At 46.5% G+C, this 25,020-nt stretch carries 22 protein-coding genes and 1 tRNA gene; 18 read left to right on the top strand and 5 right to left on the bottom strand.

Annotated elements, in window-relative coordinates; translation table 11 throughout:
- Nucleotides 1-68: 68 nt before the first annotated feature.
- The 5 genes from AC4OGX_RS15215 to AC4OGX_RS15195 form a co-directional block, all read right to left on the bottom strand.
- Nucleotides 69-656, bottom strand: a complete 588-nt coding sequence (locus tag AC4OGX_RS15215; protein WP_493331450.1) for a DUF3841 domain-containing protein — start codon at nucleotides 654-656, stop codon at nucleotides 69-71.
- Nucleotides 632-1,189, bottom strand: a complete 558-nt coding sequence (locus AC4OGX_RS15210) for a DUF3841 domain-containing protein (RefSeq protein ID WP_493331449.1) — start codon at nucleotides 1,187-1,189, stop codon at nucleotides 632-634. The genes AC4OGX_RS15215 and AC4OGX_RS15210 overlap by 25 nt, the downstream gene beginning before the upstream one ends.
- Nucleotides 1,190-1,362: 173 nt before the next feature.
- Nucleotides 1,363-1,980, bottom strand: a complete 618-nt coding sequence (locus tag AC4OGX_RS15205) for a manganese catalase family protein (RefSeq protein WP_493331448.1) — start codon at nucleotides 1,978-1,980, stop codon at nucleotides 1,363-1,365.
- A 3-nt stretch (nucleotides 1,981-1,983) separates the two neighbouring features.
- Nucleotides 1,984-2,253, bottom strand: a complete 270-nt coding sequence (locus AC4OGX_RS15200) for a spore coat protein CotJB (protein ID WP_493331447.1) — start codon at nucleotides 2,251-2,253, stop codon at nucleotides 1,984-1,986.
- On the bottom strand, nucleotides 2,250-2,843 hold the full coding sequence (locus AC4OGX_RS15195) for a spore coat associated protein CotJA (protein ID WP_493331446.1): 594 nt from the start codon (nucleotides 2,841-2,843) through the stop codon (nucleotides 2,250-2,252). Before AC4OGX_RS15195 ends, AC4OGX_RS15200 begins: the two co-directional genes overlap by 4 nt.
- Before the next feature lie 110 nt (nucleotides 2,844-2,953).
- Here AC4OGX_RS15195 and AC4OGX_RS15190 point away from each other — a divergent pair.
- The 18 genes from AC4OGX_RS15190 (at nucleotide 2,954) to AC4OGX_RS15105 (ending at nucleotide 24,928) form a co-directional block, all read left to right on the top strand.
- A tRNA-Pro gene (locus tag AC4OGX_RS15190) sits at nucleotides 2,954-3,028 on the top strand.
- A gap of 202 nt (nucleotides 3,029-3,230) precedes the next feature.
- A complete protein-coding gene (gene asnB / locus AC4OGX_RS15185; protein ID WP_493331444.1) occupies nucleotides 3,231-5,111 on the top strand; it encodes an asparagine synthase (glutamine-hydrolyzing) in 1,881 nt (626 codons plus the stop codon).
- An 81-nt stretch (nucleotides 5,112-5,192) separates the two neighbouring features.
- Nucleotides 5,193-6,569 (top strand): FtsW/RodA/SpoVE family cell cycle protein, encoded by a 1,377-nt coding sequence (locus tag AC4OGX_RS15180; RefSeq protein WP_493331443.1) that lies wholly within the window; start codon nucleotides 5,193-5,195, stop codon nucleotides 6,567-6,569.
- Nucleotides 6,570-6,841: 272 nt separating this feature from the next.
- Entirely contained in the window at nucleotides 6,842-7,681 is an 840-nt protein-coding gene (locus tag AC4OGX_RS15175) for a DegV family protein (RefSeq protein WP_493331442.1), read from the top strand.
- 55 nt (nucleotides 7,682-7,736) lie between these two features.
- Nucleotides 7,737-7,973: a hypothetical protein gene (locus tag AC4OGX_RS15170; RefSeq protein WP_493331441.1), complete on the top strand. Its 237-nt coding sequence runs from the start codon at nucleotides 7,737-7,739 to the stop codon at nucleotides 7,971-7,973.
- Nucleotides 7,974-8,599: 626 nt separating this feature from the next.
- On the top strand, nucleotides 8,600-9,037 hold the full coding sequence (gene mraZ / locus AC4OGX_RS15165) for a division/cell wall cluster transcriptional repressor MraZ (protein WP_493331440.1): 438 nt from the start codon (nucleotides 8,600-8,602) through the stop codon (nucleotides 9,035-9,037).
- 37 nt (nucleotides 9,038-9,074) lie between these two features.
- A complete protein-coding gene (rsmH, locus tag AC4OGX_RS15160; RefSeq protein WP_493331439.1) occupies nucleotides 9,075-10,016 on the top strand; it encodes a 16S rRNA (cytosine(1402)-N(4))-methyltransferase RsmH in 942 nt (313 codons plus the stop codon).
- Between the two features lie 72 nt (nucleotides 10,017-10,088).
- Nucleotides 10,089-10,628, top strand: coding sequence for a hypothetical protein (locus tag AC4OGX_RS15155; RefSeq protein WP_493331438.1), 540 nt, complete (start codon nucleotides 10,089-10,091; stop codon nucleotides 10,626-10,628).
- Nucleotides 10,629-10,639: 11 nt separating this feature from the next.
- On the top strand, nucleotides 10,640-12,658 hold the full coding sequence (locus AC4OGX_RS15150; RefSeq protein ID WP_493331437.1) for a peptidoglycan D,D-transpeptidase FtsI family protein: 2,019 nt from the start codon (nucleotides 10,640-10,642) through the stop codon (nucleotides 12,656-12,658).
- 79 nt (nucleotides 12,659-12,737) lie between these two features.
- Entirely contained in the window at nucleotides 12,738-14,507 is a 1,770-nt protein-coding gene (locus tag AC4OGX_RS15145) for a peptidoglycan D,D-transpeptidase FtsI family protein (RefSeq protein ID WP_493331436.1), read from the top strand.
- Between the two features lie 131 nt (nucleotides 14,508-14,638).
- Nucleotides 14,639-15,595, top strand: coding sequence for a phospho-N-acetylmuramoyl-pentapeptide-transferase (gene mraY / locus AC4OGX_RS15140; protein ID WP_493331435.1), 957 nt, complete (start codon nucleotides 14,639-14,641; stop codon nucleotides 15,593-15,595).
- 3 nt (nucleotides 15,596-15,598) lie between these two features.
- Nucleotides 15,599-16,966 carry a UDP-N-acetylmuramoyl-L-alanine--D-glutamate ligase gene (murD, locus tag AC4OGX_RS15135; protein WP_493331434.1) on the top strand — a complete coding sequence of 456 codons (1,368 nt, stop codon included), beginning with the start codon at nucleotides 15,599-15,601 and terminating at the stop codon, nucleotides 16,964-16,966.
- Between the two features lie 14 nt (nucleotides 16,967-16,980).
- Nucleotides 16,981-18,066: an FtsW/RodA/SpoVE family cell cycle protein gene (locus AC4OGX_RS15130; protein WP_493331433.1), complete on the top strand. Its 1,086-nt coding sequence runs from the start codon at nucleotides 16,981-16,983 to the stop codon at nucleotides 18,064-18,066.
- A 36-nt stretch (nucleotides 18,067-18,102) separates the two neighbouring features.
- Nucleotides 18,103-19,176, top strand: a complete 1,074-nt coding sequence (locus AC4OGX_RS15125; protein WP_493331432.1) for a cell division protein FtsQ/DivIB — start codon at nucleotides 18,103-18,105, stop codon at nucleotides 19,174-19,176.
- Between the two features lie 235 nt (nucleotides 19,177-19,411).
- Nucleotides 19,412-20,611, top strand: a complete 1,200-nt coding sequence (ftsZ, locus tag AC4OGX_RS15120) for a cell division protein FtsZ (RefSeq protein ID WP_493331431.1) — start codon at nucleotides 19,412-19,414, stop codon at nucleotides 20,609-20,611.
- Nucleotides 20,612-21,028: 417 nt separating this feature from the next.
- Nucleotides 21,029-21,817, top strand: a complete 789-nt coding sequence (locus AC4OGX_RS15115) for a sigma-E processing peptidase SpoIIGA (protein WP_493331430.1) — start codon at nucleotides 21,029-21,031, stop codon at nucleotides 21,815-21,817.
- A gap of 1 nt (nucleotide 21,818) precedes the next feature.
- Nucleotides 21,819-22,559: an RNA polymerase sporulation sigma factor SigE gene (gene sigE, locus AC4OGX_RS15110; protein WP_493331429.1), complete on the top strand. Its 741-nt coding sequence runs from the start codon at nucleotides 21,819-21,821 to the stop codon at nucleotides 22,557-22,559.
- Between the two features lie 758 nt (nucleotides 22,560-23,317).
- Nucleotides 23,318-24,928, top strand: coding sequence for an MBL fold metallo-hydrolase RNA specificity domain-containing protein (locus AC4OGX_RS15105; protein ID WP_493331427.1), 1,611 nt, complete (start codon nucleotides 23,318-23,320; stop codon nucleotides 24,926-24,928).
- Nucleotides 24,929-25,020 lie beyond the last annotated feature (92 nt).

Below are 25,020 nucleotides of genomic sequence, written 5' to 3'. Positions count from 1 at the left end.
CTGTGCGCGTCAACTATTGAAAGCGCCGTGTACCGAACGGTACGCACGGTGCTGTGAGAGGACGGGAGTTAATCACTCCCTCCTACTCGATTCCACTCCTTCTTTATCTGCCACAGTCCCGCCTGTACTCCTCCCACCTTTTTTGTATCACCCTTCTTTATCCGGGCATCATAACGAAAAAGCCTGCTCCAGCTCTCCAAAATCTTCCTTTTCCATTCAGGATGGAAGTTTGTGAGCATTACATCGGTTTCCTTTAAACCACATTGGGACAACAGCTGATGAAAACTTTCTTCCTCTTCTGGGTTTTCACCGATATATTTCATACAGATAATTTTATTCCAGTCATATAAGTCAAACAGGATGACCTCATCGATCGGAACTTCCAGGGCCATCACATTGCCTTTGCCAGACTGATCCATACTATAAAGTTCTTTGAATGCCCAGTAAGGGTATTCGGCTCCTTCCGGTTTTGGAACTATCTTTTCTGCCTCTTTTACGAACCAGGAATAGGCGGTGGTAAAAATTCCTGCACTTTCTTTGTATTTCTTCTGCACGTATGACTTTCTGGAAAAACAGACCCCGTTTTTATGGATCGCATCCAGCACAGCATCCGTCTGATATGTATAAAGCCTTATTGTATGACCTGTTTCACCCATTCTTGTCTTACCTCCCATATAGTTCCATAAGCAGAGTCGTACCCCAATTTGATCTGCGGGTCAAACAGACGGCTCCAGCTATTTTTAATTTCTCTTTTGATCTGCGGATAGAACTGGCTCATATAAGCTTGTACGTCACTGGTCCGATAATCTTTCAGAAGCCTTTGATGTCGGGCTGCATCAAGTTCATCGGCAGGGATATATCCGTAATTCAGGATCGTTCCCCATTTTGCAATATTGATCTTTGTGATCATAGACTCTTCTAATTCCAGCTCCAGAATGACGGTGTTGTCGGTCAGCATCATCACGGCGTCCCTGTCAAAGGAGACCCAGATCGGAAATTCCACATCAGCCGGGCGGTTCGCTGCGTCTGGGCCATTCTTTACCAGCCATTCATAGGTTTCCAGAACAAGCGGCGCGTGCTCTTTTAGTTCCATTACAACGTACTCCCGCCTGGCGGTATATCTGCCATTGGCCTTCAATGATTCAAGTACGTGTTTGTGCTGCTTTGTCCACACTTTGATCATTCCCATTTGATCCACCTCCCACATCTTTTCTATATTATACCAAAGTATGCGTAAGAAAGACATCATAAGATGGACGGTTCCCTTTGATCACAACAGGGGGGACAACATATAAAAGCCGTCCCCCTCTTAGTCTTTTACCTGGTTTTTATTTCTGCGATCCTGTTATTTCCAGGAACCTGCTATTTGCAATTTCCGTCCTGACGAATGTCAAATTCAGGATTGATCGCATAGAAGTTTCTGCTGTCCAGATGATCCTGCACGATGCGCAGACTTTCACCGAAACGTTGATAATGAACAACCTCGCGTGCCCGCAGGAAGCGGATCGGGTCACATACTTCCGGGTCTTTAACGAGTCTTAAAATATTATCATAGGTGGTTCTTGCCTTTTGTTCTGCTGCCATATCCTCATGAAGATCGGTGATCGGATCACCTTTGGATTGGAAGTAGGTTGCCGTAAACGGTGTACCGCTTGCTGCCTGCGGCCAGAGAGCAAGTGTGTGGTCGACATAATAAGTTCCAAAACCGGATTTTTCGATTTCTTCCGGTGTCAGATTTTTAGTCAGCTGGTAAATGATGGAGCAGACTATTTCCATATGGGCCAGCTCTTCAGTTCCGATATCAGTCAAGGTCCCGGTGACTTCATTATAAGGCATTGTATATCTCTGGGACAGATATCTCATGGAAGCAGAAAGCTCACCGTCAGGACCGCCAAACTGGCTCATGATGATCTGGGCGATTTTTGGATTGGTCTGTGTGATCTTTACCGGATACTGTAATCTCTTTTCATAACCCCACATAAATTAACATCCTCCTTCCTGCCACGGCCATGGCTCATCTGTCCAATCCCATACATCAGTACAGGAGTAGACTGCAGTATCGATGGTAAGCGGGCCAAAATTTGCGGCATATTCTTTTAATGCTTCATTTCTCATCCGGCTGTATTCACGAAAATAAGCAAGGGCATCTTCATCACACGGATGGGTATTGAGGAAAAGCTTTACATCATCGACAGCAAAGCTGACTACATTAATTTTGTTCAGCAGATCTTTTTTACATGGACGTTCACTCATCGGTTACAGCCTCCTTTTCCATAAAATGGTTTGGAAAGGTCTTCAAAAATCGTGCCGCACTGCAGGGCTTTGCATGGCTCGAATAAATTCTGCCATCTCTGCCACGGCACGTATGCCATAGCCAGTGCAAAATCCTCTAAAGCGTCATAACGGCAGCCACACGCTTTATGCTTCGGCTTTTCACATTCACAGGGGCCCTTCTCCATAGCTCTGCGGTTTCCCATAGAGTTACGGGATTCCATACAATTACGTCTTTCCATATCACTGCGCACCTCCATAGGTTTACGTGTTCTTTGATCGCAGTCATGATTACAAGGTTCTGGTGTATGACATCCGCCAGTTTCCGGGCTGCGTCTTCTTACGTCTTCCCTTGGCATAGGTGCCGGCCGGCGGTTGTCAGCCATGCGGTTACTGCCGGAAGGCATGCTGCGGCATTCGTCGTTCATATGACCGGGCATATTATGGCATCCGCCGCTGGCACTGCCAGGCGTATTACAGCATCCATCATTCATATTGCCGGGCATATTGCGGCGGCTGTTATTGGGATTCATCGGTCTGCCATAACGCATATTGTTTTGATAATTCGCCATTTTGCGATATCTCCTTCCATTGACATTTACAATAATATAGTATGGAAGAAAAATAAAAAGGTTCCACTTTACATTTGCTCAAAAATTTTATATAATAGGAGAGGCAAAGGCGGGGTGTGGCTCAGTTTGGTTAGAGCGCACGGCTGGGGGCCGTGAGGTCGCAGGTTCGAATCCTGTCACCCCGATGCTAAGAGGCAGTGCATATGAAGCACTGCTTTTCTTTTGTAAAAAGGAGGAATTTTGCTTTTTTCTAAAAAAGTTGTTTTTAGATGTAAAAAAAGCTATAATAAAGGGCAAGTTATGTATGACACACCTTTTTATGAATGTAAGCCTGAGGGGGAAACACTGTAAAATAAAAAAGGCGATTGTTAAAGGAGATATGATTTTATGTGTGGATTTGCAGGTTTTGTAGGCGAAGTTGAAGATAGAGAACAGGTATTGGTCAATATGATGAATACGATCATTCATCGTGGACCAGACAGTGAGGGAAAGTATTTGGATGAGGATGCGGCATTGGGATTCAGGCGTCTGAGCATCATCGACCTTTCCTCTGTCGGAGACCAGCCTCTTTATAATGAAGACAGGAGCATGGTCCTCGTGTTTAATGGTGAGATTTATAATTACCAGGATCTGAGGAAGGAATTAGTTGAGGCCGGGCATACTTTTGTTTCTAATACGGATTCTGAGACCCTGATCCATGGCTTTGAGGAATGGGGCGTTAGTCTGGTAGAGCGCCTCCGGGGAATGTATGCGTTTGCGATCTGGGATACCAAGAGAAAAAGGCTGTTTGCCGCCCGGGATATTTTTGGGATCAAGCCGCTTTATTATGCACAGATGAATGGCACTTTAATGTTTGGATCCGAGATCAAGTCCTTTCTGGAACACCCCAAATTCGACAAGGTATTCAATGAAGCGGCACTTGGAAATTATCTTTCCTTCCAGTTTGTTCCGACCAATGAGACATTTTTCAAAGGCGTATTCTGCCTGCAGCCGGGACATTATTTTACCTATGAAAATGGTGAGATGAACATTACCAGATATTTTGAGCCACGTTTTACGGGAGACTGCCAGAAATCCTTCGAGGAAGTGGTGGACGATGTGGAGCGTGTGATGAAGGAATCTGTGGAGAAGCACAAGATCAGTGATGTTGAGGTTGCTTCTTATCTTTCCAGCGGCGTTGATTCCAGCTACCTGACTTATTTAGGCCAGGTGGACCATACATTTACGGTTGGATTCGATGAAGGAAAATACAGCGAGATCCGGGATGCAAAGGAGTTTGCGGCAAGCATCAATATGCAGAATGATGCCAAGGTCATCACACCGGAAGAATACTGGGATAAATTGTCTGATATCCAGTATTATATGGATGAGCCGGTAGCAGATCCGGCAGCCATCGCACTCTATTTTCTGAGTGAAGAGGCATCCAAAAAGGTTAAGGTGGTGCTTTCGGGGGAAGGTTCGGACGAACTGTTTGGCGGATATAATATTTACTGTGAACCTCTGGAGCATACAGGATTCAACAAAATACCGATGCCTTTGCGCAGGCTGCTGGGTAAGTTTGCGGAGAACTGCCTGCCGAGGGGGATGAAGGGGCGTGGCTTTTTAATGCGTCACGGAAAGACACTGGAGGAGCGTTATTTTGCAAATGCGACCAATATTTTTACGGAGCGTGAGGCGGATAAGATTCTGAAAAAAGGCTGTGAGCCAGGAATCCAGAAAGTGACCCGCCCGCTGTATGAGAGGGTGAAGGGGAAGGATTCGGTTACTAAGATGCAGTATGTGGATCTTCATCTTTGGCTTGTCCACGATATCCTGATGAAGGGGGACAAGATGGGGATGGCGAATTCACTGGAGGTGAGGGTGCCGTTTTTGGACAAGAAGGTATTGGAACTGGCTGAGACACTTCCGCTTGATTATAAGGTCCGCGCACCGAAGACAAAGGTCGCTCTGCGCGGCGCGGCAGAGAAGGTGATCCGAAGCAAGACAGCAGAGAAAAAGAAGCTTGGTTTCCCGATTCCGATCCGTGTCTGGCTGAAGGAAGAGAAATATTATCAGATCGTGAAAGAGATGTTTTTGTCAGAAGCAGCAGGAAAATTTTTCGACACAAAGCAGCTCGTGAAAATGCTGGATGACCATAAGAATGGAAAAAATGCCAACGAAAAGACAGATAACAGCAGGAAGATCTGGACAGTGTATATATTCCTTGTATGGTACGACCGGTTTTTTGGACATGGAAAACCAGTCCATCCGGTAATGAATGCCAGATAATACCACAACATGCAAAGGTGAGCTGGCATCACGGGGGGATTTGCGGAGTATGAACGGTATTTGAAAGACAGGGGAGATACTATGAGAAGCAGAACAGTGAGGCCCATTCACAACAACGGGCAGGAGAGGACTGTTCCACCGGGTGGAAATGTAAGGCCGATCAGGAGCGTAAAAGGCGGTGCGAAAAGCAGCGTAAGGCCAAGGCGCAGTACACCGGCTGTGAAGGGCAGGAGCAGAAATTTGGATCAAACGCGGCCCATGCGGGGATTTGCACCCGCCCCGCAGCCGCCCGTATCCGGCAGCAGAAAAAGGACACGGACAAGAAAAGGGACAGCATATTTTGATTATGATCTGCTGCTCGTGATCATATTTTTGTCATGCTTTGGATTAGTGATGCTGTACAGCACAAGTGCTTACAGCGCACAGTCTGATTTCCAGAATGACATGTACTATTTTACAAAACAGGCGATCATCAGCGTCTTAAGTTTTGGGATCATGTTTGTAGTTTCGAAGATTGATTATCATGTCTATGGAGCATTTGCGTTTGAGTGTTACATATTTGCCATGGTCATGATGGCCTTAGTAAAGACACCATTAGGGATTGAGATATACGGGGCAAGGCGCTGGATACAGCTGCCGGGAAATATGACACTTCAGCCGTCAGAGATCACGAAGATCGCTGTGATTTTATTTATATCATATGAGATATGCAGGATGGGAAAGCAGATCAATACAAAAGATGGATTTGTGAGGATCATGGCATTTGGTGTGGCAGCAGCCGGCGGGGTCATGTTTCTGACTGAAAATCTCAGTACCGCTATCATCGTATTTGCGATTACCTGCGTCCTGTTTTTTGTGGCTCATCCAAAAACAAAGCCCTTCCTTGCAGTCGCAGGAGCAGCGGCAGTAGTGGCAGTGGTGGGAATCTCGATTATGGCGGCTACGATCACCACAAGTGAAAATTTCCGGCTTCGAAGGATCATTACCTGGCTGGATCCCGAAAATCATGCGGATAAAGGCGGTTTCCAGGTAATGCAGGGCTTGTATGCGATCGGCGCCGGCGGCTTCTGGGGAAAAGGCCTGGGCAACAGCACTCAGAAGCTTGGGGTCATTCCCGAGGTTCAGAACGACATGATCCTGACTATTGTCTGCGAGGAGCTTGGGGTATTCGGGGCGATCGTGATATTGGTATTGTTCGGGATGCTGCTATACAGGTTAATGTTTATTGCGAGAAATGCGCCGGATATGTACGGCTCTCTGATCGCAACAGGAATCTTCGCCCATATCGCACTGCAGGTGATCCTAAACATCGCAGTTGTAACGAATCTGATCCCGACAACAGGTATCACACTGCCGTTTATCAGCTACGGAGGAACCTCCATCCTGTTTTTGATGACAGAGATGGGGATCGCGCTGGGGATCTCACGGAAGATAAAAATAGAAGAGGACACAAGGTGACCCGCTTTAAGGTCTGCCGTGCAGAATGCAGGACGAAATATTTGTCCTGCATTCTGTTTTATGAAAGTATTTGGATGAATGAGTCAGTAGTTTGGCAGGGCAGTCAAAGCAGTTTGTGTCCTGTTTCAATGCCTTTGTATTTGATAAAATCTTGGGTTTCAAGAAAGAAAAGTCTTTTCATACGATATAAAGTGTGCTATATTAGTATGTAGTATTTAAAACTACATATAATAGAAGCGGAATGCACTAAGTGTAGTGTGGGAGGATATAGTATGAGTTATAAAGTGATTGTAGACAGCTGTGGAGAATTAACGGAAGAGATGAAGGCAAGCGGCCTGTTTGAGACTGCATCATTGAGCATGGAGGTCGATGGCGTCCGTATTGTGGATGACGAGACATTTGACCAGGCGGATTTTTTAAAGCGGGTTGCGGCAAGCTCTGAATGTCCTAAGTCTTCCTGTCCATCCCCGGAAGAATATATGGAGAGCTATCACTGCGATGCAGAGCGCGTATATGCAGTGACATTATCCGCGGAACTGAGCGGATCTTATAATAGTGCAGAGCTTGGACGTAAGCTTTATGAAGAGGAATATGGAAAAAAGGATATCTATGTTTTCAATTCCCGCTCCGCATCGATCGGTGAGACATTGATCGGTTTGAAGATCCGGGAATGTGAAGAAGCAGGCATGAGCTTTACGGAAGTAGTCAACACTGTGGAAAAATATATCGAAGCCCAGCACACATACTTTGTACTCGAGACTCTGGATACACTGAAAAAGAACGGAAGACTGACAGGCATCAAAGCGCTTGTCGCAAGCGCTCTCAACATCAAGCCTGTAATGGGAGCTAAACCAGAAGGGATCATCTGTCAGCTGGGACAGGCACGCGGTATGAAGAGAGCATTGTTAAAGATGACAGACCATATTATAGAAGAATTGGAAAATTCAGAAGAAAAGATCCTGGCGATCTCCCACTGCAACTGCAGAGAGCGGGCGCTTGAGGTTCAGCAGACTCTTCTTTCAAAAGCCAAGTTCAAAGCCAGCTTCATTATAGACACGGCAGGAATCAGCACCATGTATGCCAATGACGGCGGAATAATAGTTGTGGTATAGAAAACTTTGTGATAAAATGCTCTATAGAACGTTAAAGCACGAAGGAGTTTGAAAAATGAGCCAGGAAAAAGTAGATCGCTATAAACAAGAAAAAGCCAATAGAAAAAAGATCATCAAAAAGCAGCGCATCATGAGTGTTGTCCGAAAAGCAGTCCTCACTTTAGCGGCACTAGCATTAGTAGCATGGCTGGGATTTTCCGCCTATCAGACACACGAGGCAAAACAGGAACGTCCGGTAGCGGAAGTTGACTACAATGCGGTTAATAATTACTTGAATGGTCTATCTCAGTAAAAATATTATGCAGCCCGCCTGCAGGGAGCTTCATCCCTTTACACATACATGCAGGATGAATAGAAACAAAAAGACGAAAAAGCAGCGCCTTTCGACGAATCCCGCCTGGTGTCAGATTTAAAAGTCTGACACCAGGAACCCGATTCCCGAGTGCCCCTGCCTTTTTCGTCTTTTTTCATCCAAAGAGATAAAAGGACTGTGGAGTACCAAAATACATCTAATCCATCTCATTTGGGTATCATCCCCATCATTACCATAAAAAATCTTGAAAAAAATCCAAAAAATCAGAAGAATATTAATAATCGCCCCCACATCCCCCCACTATTTCAAAAATCTCCCCACTTCCCTCCACCCCTCCCTATTTCTAAAAACTAATTACCCCCTCCCACCTTTTCCCACTTAGTCCCGCTTATCCACGCTAACCTGCCCCGCCATCCCGGGTCCTTCGCTTCCCGCAGCGCCCCCCCATTCTCCGAATCCCCTCTCCCTCCCCAGAAATTTTTTTGAAAAAACACTTGAAAATGGGGGGAGTGTGGTTTACAATGGAGGCAAGTGGTAGGAAGTGGTAGATAGTGGCACAAAGTGGGGTGAAAAGTGGAGACCTCACTTAAGAGAAGGGGTTCCGGATGTTATTAGGGGAGTTTAATCACACAATTGATGAAAAAGGCCGACTAATCATCCCAGCCAAGTTACGAGACGATTTGGGAGAGAGTTTCGTGATCTGTAATGGCTTGGAGGGCTGTCTCTTTGTGTACTCTATGGACGAATGGAACAAATTCGTTGCTGAACTGGAGACCTTACCACGTATGAATAAAGATGCCAGAATATTCAAGCGTTATTTCTTCGGAAGTGCTTCAGAGGGCAGCTTTGACAAGCAGGGGAGAGTATTGGTACCACCTTCTCTGAGGAAAGCGGCTAATCTGGAAAAAGATGTTGTCCTGGTGGGAGTTCAGGACCGCGTTGAAATCTGGGATAAAGCACTTTGGGAAGAGAGAAGCATGGTCAGCGAAGAAGATCTGGATGCGATCGCCGAACGTATGGAGGCAATTGGCATCAGGATTTAAAAGTGATGGCAGCTTCAATAAGCAGATGGAGGATTTTATGGCATTCAAGCACACATCAGTTTTACTTGAGGAAACTGTAGACGGTCTGGCGATCAAGCCGGATGGGATTTACGTTGATGCTACACTCGGAGGAGGCGGACATGCCTATGAAGTGTGTAAGCGCTTAAACAGCAAGGGGAGTTTTATAGGAATAGACCAGGACGCTGCCGCGATTGAAGCGGCTGGTGCCCGATTACTCGACTTCGGGGAGAGAGTTACAATAATCAGGAGCAATTATTGTGATATGAAGCCGAGGCTCCATGAGATAGGCATTGACAGGGTCGACGGGATCGTACTTGATCTGGGCGTATCATCTTATCAGTTAGATACGGCAGAACGAGGTTTTTCCTATCGCGCAGATGCCCCGCTGGACATGAGGATGGATCAGAGACAAAAGATGACGGCCAGGGACATTGTCAATGACTATAGCGAAGCGGACCTTTTTCGCGTGATCCGGGATTACGGGGAGGACAGATTTGCGAAGAATATCGCAAAGCATATCGTAATGGAACGCGAAAAAGGGCCGATCGAAACAACCGGCCAGTTGAATGAGGTGATTTCAAGGGCCATCCCGATGAAAATACAAAAAACATCGGGACATCCATCCAAGAGGACATTTCAGGCGATCCGTATTGAATTGAACCATGAATTGGACGTTCTAAAGGATACCCTGGATACCATGATTGATTTACTGAATCCCGGAGGAAGGCTCTGTATCATTACCTTCCATTCACTGGAGGATAGGATCGTGAAAAGTTCATTCAGGAAGAATGAAGATCCATGCATCTGTCCGAAAAATTTTCCGGTATGTGTATGCGGGAACGTTTCAAAGGGAAAAGTGATCACAAAGAAGCCGATCCTTCCAAGTGAGGAAGAATTGGAACATAACAGCCGTTCAAAAAGCGCAAAGCTGAGGATTTTCGAACGAGGGCTGGAATAAGGAGTATATAAGATATATCCGCCGGGAAGGGGAGAGCCCGACGGAATCAAGTTTTAAGAAAGGGGCAGACGAATGGCTGCAAGAAGACAAGCTTATGGTAACAGACAATCGTACAATAGAAGCAGCTATAGACAGGCATATGTTTATGGGAATACCGTACCAAAGCCGGAAGTTCTGCCAAAGAGAAAATCAGCCGCACAGCCGGAGCGTCCGGTAAGGACAAGCCGTCAGGTGCGCAGAAACAGAAAACGTGCAATGAATATGAGCCCTGCATATACGGTATTTTTAGCGGTTGCAGCGGTTTGTGCAGTTTTGATCTGTGTTGGATATCTTAAGATTCAGTCAGATATGGTGAGCAGATCAGAGAATATTTCTGCATTGCAGGAAGAACTCGCAGATTTAACAGAACAGAATGATACTGCATACAATGCGGCAGCGGATTCTGTGAATCTGGAAGAGATCCGAGACAAGGCAATGAATGAGATGGGGATGGTCTATGCTTCCCAGGGAAACGTGGTGGAGTATGAAAGCCCTACCAGTGACTATGTAAAGCAGTATAATGATATCCCGTCAGATGGAGTTCTCGCCAAGTCAAAGGATGCAGCTGAGTAAGGACAAAAAATATGGCAAAGCGTAAAAGAAAAAACAGATTTGAGTTTTTAACTAAAAAATTTCCGAAAAGGATGCAAAAAAAGCTGGTAATGCTATTCATGGCAATTATACTGGCTTTTGTTGTTCTTGTGGGAAGAATTACATATATCAATGCCTCCAAGGGAGAACGTTATACGAAGATCGTGCTCGACCAGCAGGAATATGATAACAGGGTCATTCCATATAAGCGGGGGGATATCGTGGACCGCAACGGCACCAAGATCGCGGTCAGTCAGCGGGTCTACAATGTGATCCTGGATGTGGTGGTCATCACCTCAGATAAGGACTATATTGATCCCACCATCGAGGTCCTGGCAGATGTCTTTGGAATTAAGGAGTCGGATGTCAGGGAGCGGATCAAAAAGAATCCGAAGAGCAGGTATGAGATCCTGGCAAAAGGGGTATCGTATGAAAAGGCACAGGAGTTTCAGAAGATTGAGAAGAATACCAAAAAATATCCCAATGTCAAAGGAGTCTGGCTGGAGGATGATTATCAGAGGGCGTATCCGTACAATGAACTGGCCAGTGATGTGATCGGATTTACTGTCTCAGGGAATGAAGGCTCGATCGGGATCGAGAGTGCATATAACAGTATTTTAAACGGGACAGACGGCCGGGAATATGGATATTTCGATGACGCCTCCAATGCGGAGCGGACGGTCAAGCCGCCGAAAAACGGAAGCACAGTTGTCACAACAATAGACGTGACTCTTCAGAGCATTGTAGAAAAGTGCATCAAAGAATTTAATGATGAACATGCCGGCCAGGTCAGAAAAGGAGAGCCGGGAAGTAAGAATACAGCGGTCATGATCATGAACCCGAATACAGGAGAGATTCTGGCAGAGGCATCTTATCCAAATTTTAATCTGAATAAACCAAGAGATCTGTCAGGAATCTATTCAAAGGAAAAGCTTAAGGAGATGTCTGAAGACGAAAAGCTGGAGGCATTGAATGAAGTCTGGAGGAATTTCTGCGTCAGTGATGCCTTTGAACCGGGTTCGACAGCCAAGCCGTTTACTGTGGCGACAGGGCTGGAGACGGGGGCTTTGAAAGGAAATGAGACATATGTCTGTGGAGGTTATCTGCACGTTGGAGACTATGATATTGCCTGTCATTTAAGGTCCGGGCACGGGCCAGAGACGGTCGAACAGGCGGTTGCGAATTCCTGTAACGTAGCTTTGATGCATATGGTCGAAGCGATAGGCGCAAAGGATTTCAGCCGTTATCAGCATATTTTTGGATTTGGGGAATATACGGGGATCGATCTTCCGGGAGAGGCCTCAACCGCCTCCCTGCTTTATACAGAAGAGCAGCTGAATCCCGCAGAGCTGGCGACAAGCTCTTTTGGACAGGGCTTTAATGTTACGATGACACAGATGACAGCAGCATTTAGCTCTTTGATTAACGGAGGGAATTATTACGAACCTCATGTGGTGAAGCAGATCCAGGATGAGAGCGGCAAAGTGATCGAGACAAAGGATCCGGTCCTTCTTAAGAAAACGGTATCTGCAGAGACATCCACAAAGGTGAAACAATACATGAAGGCTGTTATGACCAGCGGAACAGGACAAAGTGCCAGTGTAGAGGGCTATGATATCGGCGGTAAGACTGGTACAGCAGAAAAGCTTCCGCGAGGGAACGAGAAGTATATTCTGTCTTTTATCGGTTATGCGCCGCAGGAAAATCCAGAAGTAGTCGTATATGTTGTGATCGATGAACCGAATGTGGAAGACCAGGGAACCAGCTCCTATGTGCTGGAGCTGTCCAGAAAAATCATGTCCCAGGCATTCCCCTATCTGAACATCACAACGATGGAAGGATATACAGGTACGACCCAGGGAGCTGTGCCGACGGAACAGCTTCAGCAGTCTGACAGCCAGGAAAATGGTACAACCTTTGAGGACAACTATGACAAGCCTGATGGTGCCTATATCGATGATAATTATAATCCGGATCTTTCGGACTGGGCATCACAGGATCCTGTGGAGTAACGGGGAAATGTAAAAATGGAATAACCTTACAAAAGATGTAATATGTTATAAAAACGTCTTTTGTAAGGTTTTTTTATTTATGAAGAACAAGACATATAATAAAAGGAAGATACTCGTTGTGTTTTTATGTGCCTCGGCCATTCTTCTGGTACTGATCGGAAGGCTGGTATATCTGATGATCTTTGATGCACAGTACTATCAGGAAAAAGCAGAATCACTGCATGAGAGGGAACGCTCGATCAAGGCGGCAAGGGGAGAAATCGTGGATAGAAATGGGACAGTGCTTGCCACCAATAAGACAGTGTGTACCATATCTGTTATCCATAATCAAATCAAAGACCCGGAAATGGTCATCCAGACGCTTTCCAAAGAACTAAAGCTGGATGAGGAAACCGTAAGAAAACGAGTGGAGAAGGTTTCTTCCATGGAAAAGGTAAAGACAAATGTGGAGAAGGAAGTGGGAGACCGGATCCGCAACTACAATCTGGCGGGGGTCAAAGTGGACGAGGATTTCAAGCGGTATTACCCATATAATGAAATCGCTTCGAAGGTCCTGGGATTTACCGGAGGCGATAATCAGGGAATCATCGGCCTGGAAGTAAAATACGAAGAATATCTCAAAGGGATCAACGGAACCATCCTGACTGTGACAGACGCCAGAGGGATCGAGCTGGAAGGAATCGCAGAGGACCGGATCGAGCCTGTGGCAGGGAATACTCTCCAGATCAGCCTGGATTACAATATCCAGTCCTTCTGTGAACAGGCGGCGCTCAAGGTGATGGAGGAAAAGCAGGCAGACAGCGTTTCAATTTTGTTAATGAACCCTCAGAACGGAGAAATTCTGGCAATGGTCAACGTACCGGAATTTAATTTGAACGAACCGTATATACTGAATACAGGAGTTGATCCGGATACGCTGACAGATGAGGAGCTGCAGAACCAGCTTAACCAGATGTGGAGAAACGGCTGCATCAATGACACCTATGAACCTGGGTCTGTTTTCAAGATCATTACCGCATCCGCCTGCCTGGAGGAAGGTGTGGTAAAGCTGACAGATACCTTTTCCTGTCCGGGATACCGGGTGGTGGAAGACCGTAAGATCAGGTGCCATAAGGTCGGTGGACATGGTGCGGAAACCTTTGTACAGGGCATCCAGAATTCGTGCAACCCGGTATTCATCGACATCGGACTTCGGCTGGGACCCGACCGGTTCTATGATTATTTTCAGCAATTTGGGCTGATGAGTCTGACCAATGTGGATCTGCCCGGCGAGGCAGGCACGATCATGCACAAAAAAGAAAATATCGGTACTGTAGAGCTGGCAACGATGTCCTTTGGACAGTCCTTCCAGGTGACGCCGATCCAAATGGCTGCAACAGTCAGCTCTCTGATCAATGGAGGAAGAAGGGTCACTCCCCATCTCGGCGTGGGAGTGCTTGATAAAGACGGAAACAAGATCGAGACGTTCAAATATAAAGAAAAGGACGGGATCGTATCAGAGGATACATCTGCAACAATGCGGACACTGCTGGAGAGTGTCGTATCACAAGGGTCCGGGAAAAATGCTTATATAGAGGGCTACACGATCGGAGGGAAAACGGCGACTTCCCAGACGATCCCGAGAAGTGCGAACAGATACATTTCTTCATTTCTTGGATTTGCACCGGCGGAAAATCCGCAGATACTGGGGATGGTTTTGATCCATGATCCACAGGGAGTTTACTATGGAGGAACTATTGCGGCACCTGTGCTTAAAAGTATTTACGATAATGTACTCCCTTATCTGGGGATTGAAAAAACGGGAACGGTTCCGGAAAAGGACGAAGAGGGAGAGGAAGCAGGAGAGTAGAGTTTTGGTTGAAAAACACAGGGAATTGAGGTATACTGAATGAGGTGTTCTGCGCATTTGTGCGCAGGGACGGCAGAAATGATAAGAATAAGTAAATTTTTGCTTAACAAAAGAGATGAAGAGGTGGATGTATGAGTTATCATGTAGTGATTCCGGTATTGATTTCATTTGCGCTCAGCTTGTTGATGGGACCAGTTGTAATACCGTTTCTTAGAAGACTGAAGATGGGACAGACGGAGAGGGAAGACGGCGTGCAGTCCCACTTAAAAAAGGCGGGTACCCCCACGATGGGAGGTGTGATCATCCTCGGCAGTGTTGTGGTTACTTCCTTATTTTATGTAAAGGATTATCCGAACATTATCCCGGTTTTATTTTTGACGATCGGATTCGGACTGATCGGATTTTTGGATGATTATTTAAAAGTAGTCATGAAACGCTCTGACGGGCTTTATCCAAAACAGAAGATGGCACTTCAGATCGTTGTGACAGCGATCTTTGCATACTATATTATCAAGGTAGCAAAGATTCCAATGACTCTGCTGATCCCGTTTTCCGGCGGAAAGTACTGGGATATCGGATGGGTGGCGATCCCGCTTCTGTTTATCGCAGTGATCGGAACAGTGAATGGAACGAACTTTACAGACGGCCTGGACGGTCTGGCTTCCAGTGTAACCGTGCTGGTGGCAACATTCTTTACCGTGGTGGCGATCGGTACGAAGAGCGGAGTGGAGCCGATCACCTGTGCAGTTGTAGGGGCATTGCTTGGATTTCTTCTATTTAATGTGTATCCTGCGAGCGTATTTATGGGAGATACAGGCTCACTGGCGCTGGGCGGTTTTGTGATCGGAACGGCGTATATGATGCAGATGCCGTTATATGTGATCATTGTAGGTCTGATCTATCTGGTGGAGGTGGCCTCCGTTATGATCCAGGTGACTTACTTTAAGAAAACAGGAGGAAAGCGCTTCTTTAAGATGGCGCCGATCCATCATCATTTTGAATTGTGCGGATGGTCTGAGACGAGGGTTGTTGCGGTGTTCTCGATCGTGACAGCGATCCTTTGTCTGATCGCACTTATGGGGGTATAAATTATGGATTTAAGAGATAAGAAAGTTCTGGTCTTTGGTTCCGGATTAAGTGGTGTGGCAGCAAGCCGGCTGCTTTTGGAAAAAGGAGCCTGTGTGATACTTTATGATGGGAATCCCTCACTGGATGCAGAAAATATCCGTAAGGAGATTTTAGCAGGGAAGCCGGAAGGTGCAGATATTCAGGTAGTTTTAGGAGAACTTCCAGGGGAGCTCTTAAATACCTTAAGTCTCACAGTGATGAGCCCGGGGGTGCCGACAGACCTTCCGATCGTGGATCAGATGCGGGAGCAGGGCATTTTGATATGGGGAGAGATCGAGCTGGCATATGTGTTTGGAAAAGGAGATGTCCTGGCGATCACAGGAACAAACGGAAAGACCACGACTACGGCGCTGCTCGGTGAGATCATGAAGAATTACCGTGAAAGCACTTTTGTGGTGGGCAACATCGGAAATCCTTACACAAGCATTGCACTGGAAACGAAAGAGGATTCTGTGATCGTGGCAGAGATGAGCAGTTTCCAGCTGGAGAGCATACATACATTCCGTCCAAAGGTAAGTGCAGTGCTGAATATCTCTCCGGATCACTTGAACCGTCATCATACGATGGAGGCATATATCGAGGCAAAACAGAATATTGCCAGGAACCAGACTCCGGAAGATACCTGTGTCCTGAATTACGAAGACGAAGTGACCAGGGAATTTGGAAAAAAGATCAGTGCAGAGGTTCTATATTTCAGCAGCCAGCGTAAACTAGAGAAAGGTATCTATCTGGAAGACGGCAGGATGATGCTGTCTTATGCAGGAGAGCCGGTTGAGATATGCCATGTCAATGAGTTAAAGCTTCTGGGGACCCACAATCATGAAAATGTGATGGCGGCTGCAGCGATGGCGGCTGCATACGGCGTCCCGATGGAAATCATCCGTAAGACGGTCATGGCGTTCCAGGGAGTGGAGCATAGGATCGAATTTGTGGCAGAGAAGGATGGCGTTGCATACTATAACGACTCCAAGGGAACGAACCCGGATGCGGCGATCAAAGGAATCCAGGCGATGAACCGTCCGACCTTATTGATCGGAGGCGGTTATGATAAGGATTCTTCTTATGAAGAATGGATCGGGGCATTTGACGGTAAGGTGAAGAAGCTGGTGCTTTTGGGAGCGACCAGGGAGAAGATAGATCAGACAGCCAGAGAGCTTGGCTTTACAGATACGATTCTGGTAGATACATTCGAGGAAGCGGTGGATGTCTGTGTAAAGAACGCGGTGCCGGGCGATGCGGTGCTTTTGTCACCTGCATGTGCAAGCTGGGGCATGTTTAAAAATTACGAAGAACGTGGAGATAAATTCAAAGAACTTGTAAACCAGTTATAAGGAGTGAATTTATATTGGAACGTCCTGAAAAAAAGAAGCGGTATGATTACACACTGTTGATCGTGGTATTACTGCTGGTGATCATCGGCCTGGTCCTTTTGTACAGCACCAGTGCCTATAACGGACGAGTGAAATTTCACGATTCTTTCTATTATCTGAGGAGACAGGGATTTGCCACTGCACTGGGGATTGCAGGGATGCTGATCGTGGCGCAGATAGATTACCATAAATGGGTGCCGCTTGCTGCACTTGGTTATCTGACAGCCATCCTGTTATCAGTAGCGGTTATATTTATAGGAGATGAGTACAATGGGTCCAAAAGATGGCTTTCTTTGGGCCCTGTTTCTTTTCAGCCGTCAGAATTTGCAAAAGTGGCGATCATCCTCTTCCTGGCCTGCCTGGTTACGAAGAATGTGAAACAGATGGGAAAGTTTCGGACACTGGTAAAAGTGATGGTGCCGGTACTGCCTATCGTGGCACTGGTTGGTGCCAGTAACCTGAGCACTGCGATCATTATTCTTGGCATAGCAGCAGTCCTGATTTTTGTAGCGAGTCCTAAGTATGCCCAGTTCATCTGGATGGGAGCGGCAGGCGCGGGCTTTATGGGGATTTTTCTGGCCCTGGAAAGCTATCGTCTGGAGCGGCTTGCTATCTGGCGTAATCCGGAAAAGTTTGAGAAGGGATATCAGACCCTGCAGGGGCTGTATGCGATCGGTTCCGGCGGCCTGTTCGGCAGAGGCTTGGGCGAGAGCGTTCAGAAACTGGGGTTTCTCCCGGAGGCACAAAACGATATGATTTTTTCCATCATATGTGAAGAATTAGGTCTGGTCGGGGCAAGCCTGATCATCCTGCTGTTTTTGATCCTCATCTGGCGTTTCTTCGTGATCGCAACCCATGCGAAGGATCTGCTGGGGGCGCTGATCGCAGCGGGGGCTATGGCACATATGATGATCCAGGTGATCTTAAACATCGCGGTTGTGACGAATTCCATCCCCAATACGGGAATCACACTTCCCTTTATCAGTTACGGAGGAACCTCAGTTTTGTTCCTGCTTTTGGAAATGGGGCTTGTATTAAGTGTTTCCAATTTGGTAGAATAAGGAAGGGGAAGATAAATGATATAAGGAGGACTTTTGATGAAACGCAGTAAACAGACTGGAAAGCGAAGCAAAAAGCTGTCAAAAAGCCAGAGCAGAAACCAGCGCAGGCGTGAAAAGTATGAAGAGTTTGACGATGAAGCATATATAAATGAAGTATTATATAAAGAAGGCTATCGTCCGCCCGAGAGAAGAAAGAGAAAAAGGCAGGGTGTTTTTCTAGGACTTCTTACCTTTGTCCTGGGAATTGCAATTATCATTTTTGCATTTCTGCTTTTGTTTCATGTACAAAAGATCGAAGTAAAAGGCAATCAGTACAGTAGTGATAATGCAGTGATCAGCTGGTACCGGGAAGACAAATATGCGATGAACTCCGTCTATGCGTGGTGGAAGTACAATCATACAGATGTAAAGCAGCTGCCTGTCGTGGAATCTTCAAAGGTTTCTCTAAAGACACCCTGGTCAGTACGGATAACGGTAAAAGAAAAAGAGATCACCGGATATATAGATTACAAAGACCAATATCTTTACTTTGACAAGGACGGGACGGCCCTTTTAAAGACGGCTGAGAGGCTGAAAGGGGCGGCTTATATTGAAGGCATGGATATTGACGAGTCTAAGGTGAAGCTGGGAAAGGTGCTTCCGGTATCCGATAAAAATTTCTTTAAACGGATCGTGGAGATCTCACAGCTTCTTGTGAAATACAAGCTGAACCCGGACCGTGTCACCAGTTCCGGGAGTGAGTTAAATCTCTACTTCGGAAAGGTGGAGGTGCTGCTCGGTAAATCCAATTATGAGGAACGCCTTGCTCAGGTTTCCCCAATTCTTGAGAAGCTGAAAGAAAAGTACCCGGATCAGGAGGGAACTCTGCATCTGGAGAATTTTGAGGCCTCGGACAAGGCAATCCGTTTTGTACCGAAGAAGGCAGAAGAACAGGAGAAAAATCAGGAAGGGCAGGATGGCTCCCAGGAGGGGGCAGACGGGGGAGATCAGGAAGGTGCTCAGGAGGAATCCGGTCTGGGGGACCAGAATGACTCTCAGGGTGAGGCCGGCCAGGATGGAACCGGGGATGCGTCCGGTCAGGGGGATGAAAGCCAGGATAACCAGTGGTAAGAGCCTGGTAAGAGGTCTGGCAGACATATAGTTGTCTATGCAGCAAGGATTGTGTCATTTTGGAAAAATACCCCAATATAAAATGCGTATGAATTGAATAAAAAAAAGAGAAAATAAATAAAAATCTATTGATTATTTACTGAAAAGACTATATTATATACTTATTGAATTATATCGTTCAATCTCAAGGGATGTATAAAATAATATTAATAGGACGACGAAGGAGGAAATACTCTTGTTAGAAATTAAAACCAACGAATCAGAAGCAGCTGCAAGAATTATAGTAATCGGAGTCGGCGGCGGCGGTAATAACGCAGTGAACCGCATGATCGATGAGCAGATTGCAGGTGTAGAATTTATAGCGATCAATACAGATAAACAGGCACTCCAATTGTGTAAAGCACCAACCTTGATGCAGATTGGTGAGAAGCTTACAAAGGGACTTGGTGCCGGAGCGCAGCCGGAAGTAGGGGAGAAGGCTGCAGAAGAAAGTTCTGAAGAGATATCAGCAGCACTCAAAGGTGCTGACATGGTATTTGTTACCTGCGGTATGGGAGGCGGAACCGGAACAGGAGCAACTCCGGTCGTAGCACGTATTGCAAAAGAGCAGGGAGCGCTGACAGTAGGTGTTGTTACGAAACCTTTCCGTTTCGAGTCAAGAACACGTATGTCTAATGCTCTTGCAGGAATTGATAAATTAAAAGAAAATGTAGATACATTGATCGTCATCCCGAATGATAAGCTTTTGGAAGTGGTTGACAGAAGGACAACCATGCCGGAAGCATTGAAGAAAGCGGATGAGGTGTTACAGCAGGGTATCCAGGGTATCACTGACCTGATCAACGTACCTTCTCTGATCAACCTGGACTTCGCAGATATCCAGACCGTTATGAAGGACAAGGGTATCGCACACATTGGTATCGGTGCGGGCCGCGGAGACGACAAGGCTTTAGAGGCAGTAAAACAGGCTGTTGCCAGCCCGTTGCTTGAGACAACTATTCAGGGAGCATCCCATGTCATCATCAATATTTCCGGTGATATCACTCTTATGGATGCATCCGATGCAGCAGAATATGTACAGGAGCTTGCCGGAGAGAATGCAAACATCATCTTTGGTGCGATGTACGACGATTCCAGATCAGATGAAGCGACGATCACCGTTATCGCTACCGGCTTACATAACGTAGGCGGAAGCTCTTCCAAGTTAAAGGCAAGACTGGAAGGACAGCAGAAGGTAGGTTCTATCCTTCCGTCTGGAGATATGGTAAGCGGCAGGACCCAGATCGATCCTGAACAGCGCAGAGCTGCAGCAAGACCGTCAGGTGTGACAAGCAGACCGGCAGGAGGTACAATGCCGACTCTCGATCAGCCGAGAACACCTTCAAGCAAAGTAAAAGAACAGTCCATTAAGATTCCGGACTTTTTCAAGAAATAAGTGTGAAAATGAAATTTTGAGGGCAGGTTGGGGCGCTTAAAAAGATCCAGCCGAAGTTTACGACCGGTGGCTGTGTATGGCTTTTCGAAGACTGACCTGTTTGCCTTCAATCCATAAAAGAAAAAGAACGAAAAACAGAGGCACTAGCATATTTGCCGAGAAATCATCAGGATTTCTTGGCAAATATGCTACAGAATTGCGTCGTTGAACGACGAATTCTGACCTCTGTTTTTCGTTCTTTTTCTTTAACGGCTTGTACGGCTCACTTAAAAGCCTTCGAAAAGCCAACTCTAATTTTGTCGAAAGAATCTCGATGCTGCTGTCAGTTTCTGACAAATTTTCTACGGTATCAGCCTTTATAATGAATCTTGCTTGAGTGCCAAATCGATTTAGTACCAACGAGAAAGAGGGTGGAGCATGTACTATGAATTATACATAGACGTGTTGTTTCTTGTGAATTTTATGATGGATTCCCTATTGCTTCTATCCGTTAACCAAGTGCTGAAATGTCCTACCACACATGGACGCATTTTTTTAGGAGGAGCAGTTGGATCGGGGCTGACATGCGCCGTTATCGCCATGCCGGTTCCGGGAGTTATAAAACTCATTCTATTCCACACAACAGTCAATACAATCATGATCAAAACAGGATTGAAGATCAAAGGAAAAAGAGAATTTGGAAAAGCATTTGGTTTATTGTATATCGCATCTTTTCTTTTCGGAGGGATCCTGCAGGCGCTGCATCCGTATGTGCGCATAGGAAGCTTGTTTTTTGCAGCTGCTGTCGGATGCTATTATCTGCTGAAAGGAATCTGGAGATTCCTCATCAGACTAAAATCACTGCAGGAAAAAATATGCGAGATCACACTTTACACCAGTGCTGGCGAACGAAAAATAAAAGCGTTAATTGACACCGGAAACGCTCTGGAAGACAATCTGTCAAAGGAGCCGGTAAGTGTTGTAGATAAAGCTCTGGCAAGATCCATTTTGACAGATGAAGATATGAAAAACGGCTTTCATTACATACCGTACCGTACCGTCGGAAAAGAAAGCATTATGCCCGTTTTCCGCATTCGAAAAATGTGTATCCATTTGAAAGAGGAAAAGTGGATAGATAAGCCGGTCATAGGAGTTTGTGAGGAGCACGTTTCAGAGCAAGAAGAATATCAGATGATTTTAAATCCTGACCTATTAGGAGGCATATAAAATGGTAGTAAAAGTAGCAGTACCCCAACAGTTTAAACTCAAAGTAATACCAGACATCAGAAGTATTTTCTTTTCAAACCATAAGGAAATACATTATATCGGAGGCTCCGAGGTGCTGCCGGCCCCTTTGGAGACAGAGCGGGAGACAGAGGTGATACAGCATCTCGGCTCCGAATATGATGAGGAGGCGAAGAAGCTTCTGATCGAACATAATCTAAGGTTAGTTGTATACATAGCAAAAAAATTCGACAACACGGGAGTCGGAGTCGAGGATTTGATCTCCATAGGAACCATCGGCCTGATCAAAGCGATCAATACCTTTAATCCTACAAAAAAGATCAAGCTCGCGACTTACGCATCCCGCTGTATAGAAAATGAGATCCTGATGTATCTGCGCAGGAACAGCAAGACGAAAATGGAGGTATCCATTGATGAGCCGTTAAACGTAGACTGGGATGGCAATGAGCTTCTTCTGTCAGATATCCTGGGAACCGAGGAAGATACGATCTATAAAGATCTGGAGACCGAGGCAGAAAGAAAAATACTCATAAAAGCCATCAATAAACTGTCAGCCCGTGAGAAATTGATCGTAAAGATGCGTTTCGGCCTGGATAACCCCGAAGGCGAAGAAAAAACCCAGAAAGAGGTAGCAGACCTGCTCGGAATCTCCCAGTCCTATATCTCAAGATTAGAGAAAAAAATCATGCAGCGCCTGAAACGCGAGATGGTGCGTTATGAGTAAAATGGGGGGATGATTTGTGAGGGGGGACGCCGCTGAGAATTCGGATATGGCGTGTGCAGCGGCTGTCGGAGAATGGGTAAGCGGCTAAATAAAATATCAGGTGAAATAGCGGACAGCGCGGACATGCGGCAAAAGTCTTGATGACTTTTGCCTGTAGGTCCGCTCACTTTACGGACTTGTGGTCCGTAAAGTGGTCCGCATTTCACCTGATATTTTATGTAAGCCGCTTATCCCATTCTCCTAAACGCCTTTGCGCACGCCATATCCGAATTCTCAGCGGCTGCGCGCATCAAGTCGGTCCGTCCGCCGCCTGTTTTACAGAGTGGCCGCAGACGGAAAAGTGAAGCGGTGGTTCACAGTAATCAGAACTTCCCCCCGGAAATGTAACTTCTGACTTGATGAACGCAGCCGGGAGGGAGGGGAACTGCCGACCTTAGATGCGTCATTTGCAGATTACTGCCCCTTCATCAAAAAGAGAGACGAAATGCAGACTTCTCCCAGGACTTCAAGTCCTGGGAGAAAGCCGGCCCGCAGAACGAACTCATCAAGAGTCCGTTCGAGTGCCGGCGGTGTCCGTCATTTTGTCCCTCTTTTTGATTAGGGGCAGTTATCCGCAAATAACAGCATCTAAGGACGACAGCTCCCCTCCCTCCCGGCGGACTACCCACAAATCACGTCCCCCTCACATTTCCCCAAAGTTCCTCTGTTCGTTTGGCAGGAAAGATGCTACAATAGAAAGAAAAGGGTTGGTGAAGCTTATGAAACTGACGTTTATTGGAGCAGCCCATGAAGTGACAGGCAGCTGTCATCTGCTGCAGGCAGCGGGAAAGAATATTCTGGTTGACTGTGGGATGGAGCAGGGACCTGACCTGTATGAGAACCCGGGACTTCCGATCCCGGAGACGGACATCGACTATGTGTTCTTGACCCATGCGCATATCGATCATTCCGGTTTACTGCCGCTTCTTACGAAGAAAGGATTCAAGGGGGAGATATTTACGACCTATGCCACAGCAGATCTTTGCAACATTATGCTGCGTGACAGTGCACACATCCAGGAGTTTGAGGCAGAATGGAGGAACAGGAAAGGGCGCCGTGCCGGTCAGCCGGTCTATGAGCCGCTCTATGTTACACAGGATGCACTGGATACCATCGAGCTGATCGTTCCGTGCCAATACTCACAGCGGATTAAGATCTGCGACGGTATCGAGATCCGTTTTACCGATGTGGGGCATCTTTTGGGATCGGCCAGCATCGAGGTATGGATCACAGAGGATGGTGTTTCGAAGAAGATCGTATTTTCCGGTGATGTGGGGAATACGGATCAGCCGATCATCAAGGATCCCAGCTATACAGAGTCTGCGGATTATGTCGTGATCGAGTCCACCTATGGCAACCGGGTCCATGCGACGGAGAAGATCGATTATCTGACAGATTTTACGAAAGTCCTAAAGGAAACATTTGACAGAAAAGGAAATGTGGTGATCCCGTCCTTTGCGGTCGGCAGGACACAGGAGATGCTGTATTTTATCCGGGAGATCAAGGAGAAGAACCTGCTTAAGGAGTACCCGGATTTTGAGGTTTATCTGGACAGCCCGCTGGCGATCGAGGCGACAAAGGTATTTTCTAAAAATATGAGGGAATGCTTTGATGAGGAGGCTCTTGCACTCGTGAACCAGGGGATCAATCCGCTGGTGTTCCCTGGATTAAAGACCTCCACGACCAGTGAGGATTCCAAGATGATCAATCTGATCGAGAAGCCGAAGGTCATCATTTCTGCATCAGGAATGTGTGATGCGGGACGTATCCGTCATCACTTAAAGCACAATCTGTGGAGGCCGGAGTGTACGATCCTGTTTGTGGGCTATCAGGCCAATGGAACGCTTGGACGGCGGCTTTTAGAGGGCGAGAAAAATGTAAAGCTTTTTGGGGAACCGATCGAGGTCCATGCCAGGATCGAAAGCCTTCACGGTGTCAGCGGCCATGCGGATATGAATGGACTTCTGGACTGGATGAGCGGCTTTAAGACACCATTTGAGCATGTGTTTGTTGTTCACGGAGAGGATCAGGTGACGGAAGAATTTGCCAGGACGATCGAAGAAAAATTTGGATGTCAGGCATGGGCGCCTTATCCCAACGCAGAGGTGGATCTGGCAAAGAATGAGATCATAAGCGAAGGCGTACGGATTCCTGTAAAGGGCAAAAAGCCTGCCCAGAAGAAGGCGGATGCGGCGTTTGAGAGACTGCTTGCAGCCGGAAGACGACTTTTGGATGTGATCTACAAAAACGAAGGCATTGCCAACAAGGATAAGGCCAAATTTGAGAATCAGATCAACAACCTGGCAGACAAGTGGGACAGCTGGGAGTAAATTGTGATCTGGCAAAAATGGATATGTTAAACTAATATAGAAATCTTCTTTCTCCACATACTAAGTGTGCACAGTTGTGTATGCATTTATGT

Source organism: Faecalicatena sp., from assembly GCF_058819085.1.
Note: the sequence above shows the minus strand (reverse complement) of the source record. Positions and strands in the feature narration are given on the sequence as shown.

Coding starts and splice junctions, on each gene's coding strand:
- AC4OGX_RS15145 (WP_493331436.1), top strand. CDS start 12,738: ATGAAGAACAAGACATATAATAAAAGGAAGATACTCGTTGTGTTTTTA.
- sigE (WP_493331429.1), top strand. CDS start 21,819: ATGGTAGTAAAAGTAGCAGTACCCCAACAGTTTAAACTCAAAGTAATA.
- AC4OGX_RS15155 (WP_493331438.1), top strand. CDS start 10,089: ATGGCTGCAAGAAGACAAGCTTATGGTAACAGACAATCGTACAATAGA.
- mraZ (WP_493331440.1), top strand. CDS start 8,600: ATGTTATTAGGGGAGTTTAATCACACAATTGATGAAAAAGGCCGACTA.
- murD (WP_493331434.1), top strand. CDS start 15,599: ATGGATTTAAGAGATAAGAAAGTTCTGGTCTTTGGTTCCGGATTAAGT.
- AC4OGX_RS15125 (WP_493331432.1), top strand. CDS start 18,103: ATGAAACGCAGTAAACAGACTGGAAAGCGAAGCAAAAAGCTGTCAAAA.
- AC4OGX_RS15205 (WP_493331448.1), bottom strand. CDS start 1,980: ATGTGGGGTTATGAAAAGAGATTACAGTATCCGGTAAAGATCACACAG.
- AC4OGX_RS15175 (WP_493331442.1), top strand. CDS start 6,842: ATGAGTTATAAAGTGATTGTAGACAGCTGTGGAGAATTAACGGAAGAG.
- AC4OGX_RS15115 (WP_493331430.1), top strand. CDS start 21,029: ATGTACTATGAATTATACATAGACGTGTTGTTTCTTGTGAATTTTATG.
- AC4OGX_RS15210 (WP_493331449.1), bottom strand. CDS start 1,189: ATGGGAATGATCAAAGTGTGGACAAAGCAGCACAAACACGTACTTGAA.
- AC4OGX_RS15215 (WP_493331450.1), bottom strand. CDS start 656: ATGGGTGAAACAGGTCATACAATAAGGCTTTATACATATCAGACGGAT.
- AC4OGX_RS15180 (WP_493331443.1), top strand. CDS start 5,193: ATGAGAAGCAGAACAGTGAGGCCCATTCACAACAACGGGCAGGAGAGG.
- AC4OGX_RS15150 (WP_493331437.1), top strand. CDS start 10,640: ATGGCAAAGCGTAAAAGAAAAAACAGATTTGAGTTTTTAACTAAAAAA.
- rsmH (WP_493331439.1), top strand. CDS start 9,075: ATGGCATTCAAGCACACATCAGTTTTACTTGAGGAAACTGTAGACGGT.
- AC4OGX_RS15105 (WP_493331427.1), top strand. CDS start 23,318: ATGAAACTGACGTTTATTGGAGCAGCCCATGAAGTGACAGGCAGCTGT.
- AC4OGX_RS15170 (WP_493331441.1), top strand. CDS start 7,737: ATGAGCCAGGAAAAAGTAGATCGCTATAAACAAGAAAAAGCCAATAGA.
- AC4OGX_RS15195 (WP_493331446.1), bottom strand. CDS start 2,843: ATGGCGAATTATCAAAACAATATGCGTTATGGCAGACCGATGAATCCC.
- asnB (WP_493331444.1), top strand. CDS start 3,231: ATGTGTGGATTTGCAGGTTTTGTAGGCGAAGTTGAAGATAGAGAACAG.
- mraY (WP_493331435.1), top strand. CDS start 14,639: ATGAGTTATCATGTAGTGATTCCGGTATTGATTTCATTTGCGCTCAGC.
- AC4OGX_RS15200 (WP_493331447.1), bottom strand. CDS start 2,253: ATGAGTGAACGTCCATGTAAAAAAGATCTGCTGAACAAAATTAATGTA.